We start from the raw sequence: 13,093 nt of genomic DNA, 5'->3' as shown, positions 1-13,093 counted from the left end.
GTTTTACTAAAGTAATTGGTTTATACTAATGGGGAATCTATTTATCGGAGGCTTTTATGGATAAAAAAGTTCTAGTGGTTGATGATGAGCAGTCAATTGTAACGTTACTACAATATAATTTGCAACAAGCAGGTTATGAAGTACTAACAGCATCTGATGGAGAAGAAGGCAAAAATCTTGCTTTAAGTGAACAGCTAGATTTGATTGTGTTAGATCTGATGTTACCTAAGCTGGATGGAATTGAAGTGTGTAAACAAATTAGACAAAAGAAAGTGAATACACCAATACTCATGTTAACTGCAAAAGACGATGAGTTCGATAAAGTTCTTGGCCTAGAGTTAGGTGCAGATGATTATATGACAAAGCCATTTAGTCCGAGAGAAGTCGTTGCGCGGGTAAAGGCCATTTTAAGAAGGTCACAAGCCCAATTTGACGAACCTGTTTCAGAAGATGAGGATGATAGTATACGTATAGCTGGAGTGAAAATCTATCCAGATAGATATGAGGTCTATTATCTAGACGAATTACTTGAGCTGACACCAAAAGAGTTTGAACTACTATTATATCTTGCTAAAAATAAAGGTAGAGTATTAACACGCGATCAATTGCTGAGTGCTGTTTGGAATTATGATTTTGCGGGTGATACAAGGATTGTAGATGTTCATATTAGTCACTTAAGAGATAAAATTGAGCAAAATTCAAAAAAACCAACATATATTAAAACGATTCGTGGGCTTGGTTATAAGCTAGAGGAGCCTAAGCCTGAATGAAAACTTTTCGTTCAAAACTATTTTTTGCTATCATTACGTTGATTATCGCTGTTTTACTTTGTTTAGGCTTGTTATTAGGTCAGCTATTTAAATCCTATTATATAAATGTTATAGATGAACGCTTATCTAAAGAGATTCAGCTAGTAGCAGGCCAGATTGAGGAAATAGGTGGAATTGAACAACTTACTCAAGAGAAGGTCGACCAGTTTGCTAGCTGGTTAGGTGTTAATGTTACTATTGCCGATGCAAATGATCAAGTGATATTTGATAGCGTGAATAAAGATATTCAATTGAAAAACCGTAAGACAATAAGTGAAATATTAGGTGCACCTGACTCTGATGGGCAGGCTGGTAAAGTCGTAGGCGACGATTATCATTACTTTTGGAAGGAATTAAATGAAGGTACGAATTCGTATTATTTATTTTTAAGTGCCGAAATAGATGAAGTAAAAAGTGGTTACTCGCAAATCTGGTGGATCCTAATTATCTGTCTTAGCCTAGCATTAATTTTGATTATATTCTTAGGGGCCGCTATTACGAATAGATATACAAGACCGATTGATTCTGCAACGAGAGTCGCTATTGAGTTAGCGAAAGGGAATTATCGGGCAAGAACGTATGATAATGATGTCGGTGAAGCAGGTAAGTTAAATAGCTCAATTAATATTCTTGCACGTAATTTGCAAGATATGGAGAAATCGAGAGAGATGCATCAAGATAGACTCAGTACACTCATTGAAAACATGGGTAGTGGATTAATTTTAATAGATAGTAAGGGTTATATTAACCTTGTGAATCGTACATATAGAGAAGTTTTTCATGCTGATGTGACAGAATACATGGACGAGCTGTATTATAATGTCATTGAATATAAAGAAATCACTGAGCTTATTGAAGAATTATTTATGACAGAACAAAAGGTAAGAAAGCAAATACAAATCCTTATTGGTATTCATCGAAAACATTTCGAAGTCTACGGTGTTCCGATTATCGGCACGAATGATGTATGGAAAGGTGTACTTTTGGTTTTCCATGATATTACTGAGATAAAGAAATTGGAGCAGGTGCGGAGAGATTTCGTTGCGAATGTTTCACATGAATTAAAAACACCTATAACTTCTATAAAAGGGTTCTCAGAAACGCTTTTAGACGGGGCAATGGATGATCAAGATGCCCTTAAACAATTTTTAACGATTATCCTCCAAGAAAGTGAACGATTGCAAACACTCATTCAAGATTTGCTTGATTTATCAAAAATTGAGCAACAAGGATTTCACCTTTCTATACAAGAGGTGAATATTATTGGTGTCTTAAATGAAGTAGTAATGATGGTTAAAAGACGTGCGGAGGAAAAAGAAATTACCATAGATTATAAATGTGAAGATGAAATAATCGAAATGGAAGCTGATGTTAACAGAATCAAGCAAATATTCCTTAATATTGTTTCCAATGCTATTTCTTACACACCAAATGAAGGTAAAGTGTCTATTCGTGTAACAGAAGATCAACAAAAAGTGTATATAAAAATAATTGATACGGGGATAGGCATTAAAGAAAGTGAGATTCCGCGAATTTTTGAAAGGTTTTATCGAGTAGATAAAGCAAGGAGTAGAAATTCAGGTGGTACAGGTCTTGGTCTGGCAATTGTGAAGCATTTACTAGAAGCACATAAAGGATTGATTTCTGTTGAAAGCAAGAGTGGAAAGGGCACGGCCTTTTTACTTACGTTTTATAAGAAGTTACCTGATAGCGAATAAAGAGTTTTACAAAAAGTTTACATTGTTTTTTTATGCCATTAACAATAGGGGGTTACAATTAGTATTGTAAAACCCCTTCATCACATGATGTGAAGAAGAGAGAGCTACCCCGCTCTCTCTTTTTTTAGAAAGAAGTTCTAGTCTGTGATAAACAATAATCAAATGAATGATATTAAACAACTCCAATTTATAATATTGTAAGTGGTGCTGCTATGCGCTAAAGAAGTGGCCATCACCTAAAAATTTCTACAGTTCCCACCTCCACAAATACCATATACTTCATCAAATTTTGTAAATCTCTTCGTTAAAGAACGATAGCCCTATGAATTTCTATTCCTAATTTTTCTTTATTCTTTTAGACATGATAAAATATAGAATAGATAATGGCTTTTTCGAAGTGTATTCAATGAAATGACTTTGTAAGAAGCGAAGGAGGTTGGTGGCGAGATGACAAAGAAAAAACTCGTATTAATAGATGGAAATAGTATTGCTTATCGAGCTTTTTTTGCTCTTCCATTATTAAATAACGATAAAGGCATACATACGAATGCAGTCTATGGATTTACGATGATGCTTATGCGCATTTTGGAAGATGAAAAACCTACTCATATTCTTGTTGCATTTGATGCCGGTAAAACTACGTTTAGACATAAAACGTTTACTGAATATAAAGGTGGAAGGCAAAAAACGCCGCCAGAACTTTCAGAACAGTTCCCGGTGATTAGAGAGTTACTAGATGCTTATCAAATTGCTCGGTATGAGCTAGAGAATTATGAAGCAGATGATATTATTGGCACGTTATCTTTAATAGCTGAACAAGATGATTTTGAAGTAAAGGTCATTTCAGGGGACAAAGACTTAACACAGCTAAGTTCGGAAAAGACAACAGTAGGAATTACGAAAAAGGGGATTACTGATATAGAAGAGTACACCCCTCAGCATATCGAGGAAAAGTATGGTATCTCACCTGAACGTATCATTGATATGAAAGGGCTAATGGGAGATAGCTCCGATAATATCCCGGGTGTGCCAGGTGTCGGGGAGAAAACTGCACTAAAATTATTAAAGGAGTTTGGGACATTAGAACAATTAGTTCAATCGATAGATCAAGTGAGTGGTAACAAATTAAAAGAGAAGTTAGAGGAATTTCAAGACCAAGCTTTAATGAGTAAAGAATTAGCAACAATTTTAAGAGAAGCGCCGATTGAAGTAGAGCTAGATAAAATAGCTTATGAAGGATGGAATGAAGATAAACTATATCATTTATTTAAAGACCTCGGTTTTAATTCTTTATTAGAAAAGATAAGCTTTGATTTAGCAGAAGACGGAACAGCCGAGCTTGAAGAAATTAATTTTGAGATTGTTACTGATTTTACCGAGGAACAATTGGATGGAGATAGTGCATTATATATCGAGGTGTTAGAGGATAATTATCATTACGCAGATATTCTTGGAATTGCAGTCACAAACAAAAATGGAAACTTCTTTATTTCAACAAAAAACGCTTGTCAATCGAATGTGTTTAAAAAATGGGCAGAAGATGATGCCTCTCCAAAGGTCGTATATGATGCGAAAAGGTCTGAAGTCTCGCTAAGACATCATGGTATTCATTTAAAAGGTATCCACTTTGATATCCTTTTAGCAGCTTATATTATCAACCCTTCTGAAACAATTGAAGATTTAGCTTCTATTGCGCGTAATCACGGATACTCTGCAGTTCAATCCGATCAAGCTTTTTATGGGAAAGGAGCAAAAAGGAGTATTCCAAAGGAAGAAGAGCTTGCTCCTCATATTGTAAGGAAAGCAGTGGCAATGGATTCGCTTTATGAAAAATTGGATACGTCGCTACAAACGAACCAGCAGTCTGCTCTTTTTTACGAATTAGAATTACCCTTATCATTGATTCTTGCTGATATGGAATCGGCAGGTATTAAAGTGGATTTGAAACGCCTGCGTTCAATGGGAACAGAGCTATTAGAGAAGCTTGCGGCCATTGAGAATCGAATTCACGCGTATGCTGGAGAAGCATTTAATATTAATTCTCCGAAACAATTAGGGGTAATCTTATTTGATAAGCTGCGTTTACCAGTTATGAAGAAAACAAAAACGGGCTATTCTACTTCAGCAGATGTATTAGAAAAATTAGAATCCAAACATGAGATTATCAAAGAAATCCTTGAATATCGTCAATTAGCGAAACTACAATCCACCTATATTGAAGGTTTACTAAAGGTGGTCAATAAAGAAACGGATAAAGTGCATACCCGTTTTAATCAAGCGTTAACGCAAACGGGGAGATTAAGTTCTACAGACCCTAACTTACAAAATATCCCGATTCGCTTAGAAGAAGGTAGAAAGATTAGACAAGCATTTATTCCTTCAAAGAAAGATTGGGTTATTTTTGCAGCAGATTATTCACAGATTGAATTAAGGGTTCTCGCTCATATTGCAGGTGACGAAAAGCTAATCTCCGCATTCAAGGAAGATTTAGATATCCATACGAAGACAGCTATGGAAGTTTTTCATGTTTCAAAAGAAGAAGTGACGGCAAATATGCGGCGTCATGCAAAGGCAGTTAACTTTGGGATTGTTTACGGGATAAGTGATTACGGCCTTTCACAAAGTCTATCTATCACAAGAAAAGAAGCTGGAGAATTTATTGATCGCTATTTAACAAGCTACCCTGCAGTTAAACAATATATGGAAGATATTGTGCAAGAAGCAAAACAAAAAGGGTTCGTAGAAACTTTACTTCACCGTCGTAGATATTTACCGGAAATCACAAGTCGGAATTTTAATCTTCGCAGCTTTGCGGAAAGAACGGCTATGAATACACCCATTCAAGGAAGTGCCGCAGATATTATTAAAAAAGCGATGATAGACATGGCTGATCGCTTAGAGAATGAACAATTACAATCCAAGCTTTTATTACAAGTGCATGATGAACTGATATTTGAAGCACCGGTAGAAGAAATAGAAAAACTGAAAGAAATTGTTCCAGATGTAATGGAGCATGCCGTAGAGTTAAAAGTACCGTTAAAAGTAGATTATTCATACGGCCCAACATGGTTTGATGCGAAGTAAGTGAGTTCACAATCGGATTGAAAAAAGGAGTCATTATGGATGCCTGAATTACCTGAGGTAGAAACAGTAAGAAGAACTTTAGAAGAGTTGATTATCGGAAAGACGATTGACCAAGTGTTGGTACACTGGCCGAAAATGGTGAAAGAACCGGACGATGTCGTTCGATTTACAAAGGCGCTAGAAGGGGAAACATTTAAAGCGGTTGCCCGTCGCGGAAAATTTTTGATTCTTTATACGGATGATCTTGCCCTTGTTTCTCATTTACGAATGGAAGGGAGATACGGGGTTTATCCGAAATCAGAAACGATTGAAAAACATACACATGTGATTTTCTCCTTTACGGATGGAACAGAGTTAAGGTATAAAGATGTGCGCAAATTTGGCACCATGCATTTATTTAAGCGTGGAGATGAGCTTGGTCAACTACCACTTTCACAATTAGGTGTAGAACCTTTATCAGATGCCTTTTCGCCAAAGATATTACAAAATTTATTGAATAAGACAGCACGGCCCATTAAGGCGGCTCTCTTGGATCAAAAACTAATTGTAGGCTTAGGCAATATATATGTCGATGAATCTTTGTTTAAAGCAGGTATTCACCCAGAGCGCTCTGCTAAAACATTAACAAAAGAGGAAGTAGAAAAGCTTTATTCGGAAATTAAAGCAACATTGTCCGAAGCTGTGGAACGAGGAGGCAGTACGATACGTTCTTATGTGAACTCCCAAGGCCAAATAGGATTATTTCAGTTAGAGCTATTTGTGTATGGGCGGCGTGGAGAGGAATGTAAAGTTTGTGCTACACCGCTTGAGAGAATCATTGCTGGAGGACGTGGGACTGTTTATTGTCCACAATGTCAGCCGAAATAAAATAACCACATTTTTCTTTTGTCATCTTAGCCTAGATTATAGATAACATTGGATGGGCTTCTTCCATATAATATGTTAGCCATTTCATGGAAGGAGCTCTTTTAAATGACGCAGATGATGACACTTATAATACTAGCTATAGCTGTTAGCTTAGATAGTTTTAGTGTAGGTTTAACGTATGGATTAAGAAAAATGAAGATTCCAATTAAATCGATTTTAATTATTGCTTGTTGTTCAGCTTTTACTCTTCTCATTTCAATGGGGATTGGTCATACAATAGCAAAGTTTATTTCACCTGCTTTTGCAAACAGTATTGGGGGTATCATCCTTATTGTATTAGGTGCTTGGGTACTGTATCAGTTTTTCCGCCCTGAAAAGGAAAAGGATAAAGATGCTCTTCCACATGAGAAAATTCTTTTGAATTTTGAAATCAAGTCTTTGGGTGTAGTTATTAACATTTTAAGAAAACCGATGGTAGCCGATATTGATAAGTCAGGTACAATTACTGGTATTGAAGCCTTTTTATTAGGGTTTGCTTTGTCACTGGATGCGTTTGGTGCAGGTATTGGAGCGGCTATGCTTGGGTTTTCACCATATTATTTAGCTATATGTGTTGCGGTTATGAGTTCATTATTTGTTTTTGGTGGGATGAGTATTGGCTCGATATTTTCTAAATCTCAATGGATGCAACGATGTTCGTTTATACCAGGATTAATTTTAATTATACTTGGAATCTGGAAAATTTAATTTGATAAAAAGGTGTGAGAGTAAGAATGACAGTTATTATCGGACTCACTGGTGGAATTGCAAGCGGTAAAAGCACAGTTTCCACCATGTTTAAAGAAAGAGCAATTACAGTAATAGATGCAGATGTTGAAGCGAAACGAGCAGTTGAAAAAGGTGCGGCTGCTTATGATGAAATTGTCTCTCATTTTGGCCAAGAGATTCTTCTAGAAAATGGGGAGATTAACCGTCAAAGATTGGGTTCCATTGTTTTTTATAGTGAAGAAGAAAGAATGAAGCTCAACAGTATTGTCCACCCGGCTGTTAGGAAGAGAATGAACGAGCAAAAGGACGAGGCAGTTGCTAATGGTGAAAAAATGGTCGTTCTAGATATCCCGCTCTTATTTGAAAGTAAACTCACATATATGGTGGATTACACCGTTTTAGTGTATGTTAATAAAGAAAATCAGCTTCAGCGGTTGATGGAGAGAAATGGTTTTGATGCAGAAGAAGCGAATGCACGTATTCGATCACAAATGCTATTGGAAGAAAAAGTACAGCTAGCGGATTTTTTAATTGATAATAATGGCGATCTCGCTAGTACAGAGAAGCAACTAGATGATTTACTGTTACAATTAAAAGATAAACAGTAAAACACAATTACTACTTAGACTTCTACGTTTCATTAGTAATATTTCAACCCTTTTCGTCCACAATAATAAGTGGATTATTTTTTTTCACTTAAGAAATAGGGCGTAAAGATGCATTTTTCACGTAATGTCACGCGTTTTATGCTCTCTTTACATCCACAATATTTCTGAATAGTGGAACTTTAAAATATCCGCAATTTGCTCATCACATTTTGTGGTTAATATGTTATACTATTAGCATGAAAATGGTTAAAAAAGTATAACATTTATACGGAAGGGGCCGTAAGATGAAGGCGAAAATAGCGATTAATGGGTTTGGGAGAATAGGACGAATGGTGTTTAGAAAGGCCATTCTTGATGATACATTGGAAGTAGTAGCAATAAATGCTAGTTATCCACCAGAAACGTTAGCACATTTAATTAAATATGATTCTACTCATGGTGCATTCCAAGGTGAAGTGATTCCCGAAGATGATGCGCTTGTAGTGAACGGAAAAAGAGTTCAATTACTAAGCAATCGTAACCCTGAGGAACTTCCTTGGAAACAAATGGAGATTGATATCGTTGTTGAAGCTACAGGTAAGTTCAACTCAAAAGATAAAGCGATGCTTCATTTAAATGCAGGTGCCAAGAAAGTTGTTTTAACGGCTCCAGGGAAAAATGAAGATGTAACCATTGTGATGGGTGTGAATGATGAAGCGCTTAACATTGCTGAACATGATGTGATTTCTAATGCTTCTTGTACAACAAACTGCTTAGCGCCAGTTGCAAAAGTATTAGAAGATAAGTTCGGCATTGAAAACGGTTTAATGACGACTGTACATGCGTATACAAATGACCAAAAGAACCTTGATAATCCACATAAGGATCTTCGCCGTGCTAGAGCTTGCGCGCAGTCAATTATTCCTACTTCAACAGGAGCAGCGAAAGCATTGTCTCTTGTGTTACCACAATTAAAAGGCAAGTTACATGGGATGGCTCTTCGTGTGCCGACGCCAGATGTATCACTTGTTGATTTAGTTGTTGATTTAAAGAGGGATGTAACAATTGATGAGGTAAATGCTGCGTTTGAAGATGCGGCACAAAATGAATTAAAAGGTATATTAGATATAACAGAAGAACCACTTGTTTCAATCGATTTCACAACAAATCCACACTCTGCTATTATTGATGGGCTTTCCACAATGATGATTGGTGAGAATAAAGTAAAAGTTTTAGCTTGGTATGATAACGAGTGGGGTTATTCTTGTCGTGTAGTTGACTTGGTGAAATATGTAGCTGAAGAACTAAATAAATCTGCAGTGAACGCATAATTTTATGTAGGCAATCCTTTAATGGGATTGCCTTTTTTGCATTTTTACTATGTAGGTAAAATGAAATGTTAAACTGATTACTACATAGATGATCACAGGTTGGGGCAATCTTTTAAATAAAAAAAGCTTTTTGTTTGTCTTTTCGTTGCGTATTTCTGAATGATGTCTCTGGAAAATTTGAATAAATTGTGACATTTCCCTTGGTTAATGGAGGGGATAAACACTGATGATAACAATGTTTAGTCCCCTTTCTTTATGTGAAAATGTAATTATTATTGAAATTCACTTAAATAAATTTTCTAGGATTTATTGCAAAAGAACATTAAACAAAGTATACTAAAAATCGTGAACTTCTCAACGAGTAAGGCGCTAAATGGCTACTTAAAGGGTTAGGACCTCTTTGGACTAACTTTCCCCCGTGGTAGTTATATGCTTTGCCCAGTAGAAATTCATGTCAATTAGTAAAGGGGGAAATTTGAATATGGAAACAATGGGTCGTCACGTCATCTCAGAGCTTTGGGGATGCGATTTTGAAAAATTGAATGATATGTCATTTATTGAGCAAACATTTGTAGCAGCTGCACTAAAATCAGGGGCAGAAGTGCGAGAGGTGGCATTCCATAAATTTGCACCACAAGGTGTAAGTGGGGTTGTCATTATTTCAGAGTCGCATTTAACTATACACAGTTTTCCGGAGCATGGCTATGCAAGCATCGATGTTTATACTTGCGGTGATCTTAATCCTCATATCGCGGCTGACTATATTGCAGAAGCTTTAGGTGCTGATACACGTGAGAATATAGAAATTCCTCGTGGAATGGGTCCTGTTCAAGTTAAGAACGCAACAAAAGCCAATGTGTTATAATAAAGAAGAAGTCTTCAAGAGTGCAAGCGAATAATTGCACTCTTTTTATTATGAAAAAAACATATCTACTTGTACTAACAACTCCTTTTTTATATGATAGTAAGTAAAGATACATTTTAGGAACGTAAAGATGAGACGGAGTTGATTGTATGAAATGCCCTTCATGCCAACATAATAATACTCGTGTGCTAGACTCTCGTCCTGTTGATGAAGGTAAATCGATACGAAGACGAAGAGAGTGTGAAAAATGTGGTTATCGGTTTACAACTTTTGAAAAGGTAGAGGAAATTCCTTTGATTGTTGTGAAAAAAGAAGGAACAAGAGAAGAGTTTAGCAGAGAGAAAATATTGCGTGGACTAATAAAAGCTTGTGAAAAACGACCGGTTGCATTAAAAGAACTAGAGGATATCACTTTTCAAGTTGAAAAGGAATTAAGAAGCAACGGAGTATCAGAAGTGAAGAGTGATGATGTTGGCGAAATGGTTATGGACAGGCTAGTGAAAGTTGACGATGTCGCCTATGTTCGCTTTGCTTCTGTTTATCGTCAATTCAAAGATATTAATGTATTTATAGAAGAGCTAAAAGAGTTAATGAAGAAGGAACAAGCGTAAAGGTGAGCAAATAGGCTAAAGTGAATTTAGCTTCTTTGCTCATTTTTTTCAAGATATGAAAGAAAGAAGGTATTTTTCATGGCCCAGCATTGGACTGAAGTCATCCCTAGTGATCATTATACAGTGGCTTTAAATGGGCTGTTACATGACTATGATCGAAAAATCTTAGTATTTCTTTATCAGCCACTTATTGGGACCATTGCGTACAGTTTATATATGACCTTATGGATGGAAGTGGAGGAAAACCGTATTTGGTCTTCATCTTCGCGTAACCATCATGGTCTGATGAGTATGATGGACTTAAGTTTAAAAGAAATTTATGAAGCAAGAAAAAAACTTGAAGGAATTGGCTTGCTAAAAGTTTATGTGAAAGAAGGGGAAAATCGTGAATTTATTTATCAATTACAGCCACCCCTTTCTCCAAGTACATTTTTCTTAGATGGTATGCTCAATATCTTTCTTTATAAAAAAATCGGTAAAACTCAATATACGAGACTAAAGCGTTTTTTTAGTGATGAGGAGTATTCAAACCTCCATCTTGATTATAAGGATGTAACAACAGCCTTTCATGAGGTTTATACATCTGGACACCAGCTTGCTAAAGAGTATAATGATGACTTATCTGTTTCTCCTAAAGGTGAATGGGTAGATAGAATGGAAGCGGGTAAAATTCAAATTCCATGGCAAACATTTAATTTCTCGTTATTGGAAGCGGGCCTTAGTGAATCACTTGTTCCCCGAAAAGCACTTACGCAAACAGTAAAGGATGCCATTAGTAATTTGGCGTTTTTATATGATATTGATGTTATGGAAATGAAGAATATTCTTATAAGCGCGATGAACGAAGATGATGAAGTTGAGATGGATGAATTGCGGAAATCGGCAAGGGATTGGTATCAAATGAATCATCGTGACGAATTGCCATCATTAATTACGCAAACTCAGCCTGTTCATAGTCTCTCAATAACTGAAAAGCCAAAAAGTAAAGAAGAAGAGCTTATTCAATACTTTGATACAACTTCGCCTATTCAATTTTTGAAAGATTTATCTGGGGGGGCGGAACCTTCAAAAGCGGAATTGAAAATACTTGAAGATGTGATGTTTCACCAAAAGTTGCCTCCCGGTGTGATGAATGTTTTGATTGATTATGTGATGCGTAAAACAGATAAAAAGCTGACAAAGGCATATGTGGAAACAATCGCAAGTCATTGGGCGAGAAAGAGCGTTCAAACTACGGCTAATGCCATGGCTTTGGCGAAGAAAGAACACCAACAATATTTGAAATGGGCAGAGAATAAAAAAGTAGGGAAACGTTCATCCAAATCTAATACGAAAAAAGCTGTCACGAGGACAGAGCTTTTACCTGATTGGTTTGACGAGGAAACAAGTAAAAATGAGACTGTCGTCCAACAGAAGCAGGATAAGAAAGATGATAATGTAGATCTTAATATGAAAGAATTTCAAGAACTAATGAAGAGAAGAAACGGGGGTGGACAATAGATGGAAAGAATCAATGATACGCTTAAAAAACTTGCTGGAAATCAAGATTTTAAAACGAGATATGAAAAGCAACGAGCAGAGACTTTAAATGATCCAGATGTCCGTGCCTTTTTGACGGCACATAAGGATGAACTGTCAGCAGATATGGTTGAAAGAAGCTTAATTAAATTGTATGAATATAGCAAGCTAAGTAAGGAATGTAATCGCTGTCCGAGCCTAGATAGTTGTATCAATTTTATGCAAGGCTACCACCCAGAGCTCGTCATTGAACGTGGACTGATTGATATTAAATATGATAAATGCCCACGAAAGCAAATCCATGATGAAAAAAGAAAAAATGAGAAGTTGATTCAAAGTTTATATGTCCCTAAAGACATACTAAATGCAACCTTTGATACGGTGTACAACGATGATGGAAAAAGAATGGAAGCAGTCAATAAAGCTCTTAGCTATTGTATGAATTTTAAAAAGGGTGATGGTCAGAAGGCGTTATATTTATACGGCCAATTTGGTGTCGGTAAATCATATTTATTAGGTGCGATTGCCAATGAACTTGCACTGAAGCAAGTTTCATCAATGATTGTCTATGTGCCTGAATTATTTAGGGAATTGAAAAGCTCAATTAGTGATTCGACTTTAAATGATAAACTTGAAGCTATTCGATCAGCTTCTGTACTTATGTTTGATGATATGGGTGCAGAAACGATGTCTAGTTGGACAAGAGATGAAATTTTGTCGCCGATTCTACAATATCGTATGCTTGAAAAGTTACCGACCTTTTTTACCTCAAACTTTGATTATAAAGGACTTGAACATCATCTTACCTATAGTCAACGAGGGGAAGAGGAGCGGATGAAGGCAAGAAGAGTAATGGAGAGAATTAAGTATTTAACCGATCCTGTGCTTGTCGAAGGACCGAATCGAAGGGTTTAGGCAAGATAATTTTCAATAGT

General features: G+C 36.3%; 11 protein-coding genes. All 11 read left to right on the top strand.

The window, feature by feature from the left end; genetic code table 11:
• The first annotated feature begins 56 nt into the window (after positions 1 to 56).
• The 11 genes from U9M49_RS09720 (at position 57) to dnaI (ending at position 13,073) form a co-directional block, all read left to right on the top strand.
• Entirely contained in the window at positions 57 to 770 is a 714-nt protein-coding gene (locus U9M49_RS09720; protein WP_307312682.1) for a response regulator transcription factor, read from the top strand.
• Complete coding sequence (gene pnpS / locus U9M49_RS09715) at positions 767 to 2,527, top strand: two-component system histidine kinase PnpS (protein WP_095372314.1); 1,761 nt, start codon at positions 767 to 769, stop codon at positions 2,525 to 2,527. Before U9M49_RS09720 ends, pnpS begins: the two co-directional genes overlap by 4 nt.
• Positions 2,528 to 2,974: 447 nt before the next feature.
• Positions 2,975 to 5,611 (top strand): DNA polymerase I, encoded by a 2,637-nt coding sequence (polA, locus tag U9M49_RS09710; RefSeq protein WP_095372315.1) that lies wholly within the window; start codon positions 2,975 to 2,977, stop codon positions 5,609 to 5,611.
• 39 nt (positions 5,612 to 5,650) lie between these two features.
• Complete coding sequence (gene mutM / locus U9M49_RS09705; protein ID WP_095372316.1) at positions 5,651 to 6,478, top strand: DNA-formamidopyrimidine glycosylase; 828 nt, start codon at positions 5,651 to 5,653, stop codon at positions 6,476 to 6,478.
• 105 nt (positions 6,479 to 6,583) lie between these two features.
• Positions 6,584 to 7,225, top strand: a complete 642-nt coding sequence (ytaF, locus tag U9M49_RS09700) for a sporulation membrane protein YtaF (protein WP_095372317.1) — start codon at positions 6,584 to 6,586, stop codon at positions 7,223 to 7,225.
• A 26-nt stretch (positions 7,226 to 7,251) separates the two neighbouring features.
• The gene (gene coaE, locus U9M49_RS09695; RefSeq protein WP_095372318.1) at positions 7,252 to 7,854 is read left to right on the top strand and encodes a dephospho-CoA kinase; all 603 of its coding nucleotides are present in this window, start codon (positions 7,252 to 7,254) and stop codon (positions 7,852 to 7,854) included.
• A gap of 284 nt (positions 7,855 to 8,138) precedes the next feature.
• Positions 8,139 to 9,164: a glyceraldehyde-3-phosphate dehydrogenase gene (locus U9M49_RS09690; RefSeq protein ID WP_095372319.1), complete on the top strand. Its 1,026-nt coding sequence runs from the start codon at positions 8,139 to 8,141 to the stop codon at positions 9,162 to 9,164.
• A 481-nt stretch (positions 9,165 to 9,645) separates the two neighbouring features.
• Positions 9,646 to 10,029, top strand: coding sequence for an adenosylmethionine decarboxylase (speD, locus tag U9M49_RS09685; RefSeq protein WP_095372320.1), 384 nt, complete (start codon positions 9,646 to 9,648; stop codon positions 10,027 to 10,029).
• A gap of 149 nt (positions 10,030 to 10,178) precedes the next feature.
• Positions 10,179 to 10,640, top strand: coding sequence for a transcriptional regulator NrdR (nrdR, locus tag U9M49_RS09680; protein ID WP_095372321.1), 462 nt, complete (start codon positions 10,179 to 10,181; stop codon positions 10,638 to 10,640).
• Positions 10,641 to 10,718: 78 nt separating this feature from the next.
• Positions 10,719 to 12,140 carry a replication initiation and membrane attachment family protein gene (locus tag U9M49_RS09675; RefSeq protein WP_322909663.1) on the top strand — a complete coding sequence of 474 codons (1,422 nt, stop codon included), beginning with the start codon at positions 10,719 to 10,721 and terminating at the stop codon, positions 12,138 to 12,140.
• Positions 12,141 to 13,073 carry a primosomal protein DnaI gene (gene dnaI, locus U9M49_RS09670; RefSeq protein ID WP_095372322.1) on the top strand — a complete coding sequence of 311 codons (933 nt, stop codon included), beginning with the start codon at positions 12,141 to 12,143 and terminating at the stop codon, positions 13,071 to 13,073. It begins immediately after the preceding gene.
• Positions 13,074 to 13,093 lie beyond the last annotated feature (20 nt).

The sequence above is a fragment of the Cytobacillus sp. OWB-43 genome (assembly GCF_034651445.1).
GTDB classification, from domain to species: Bacteria; Bacillota; Bacilli; order Bacillales; family Cytobacillaceae; genus Cytobacillus; species Cytobacillus kochii.
This window is presented reverse-complemented; position numbering and strand designations above follow the sequence as displayed.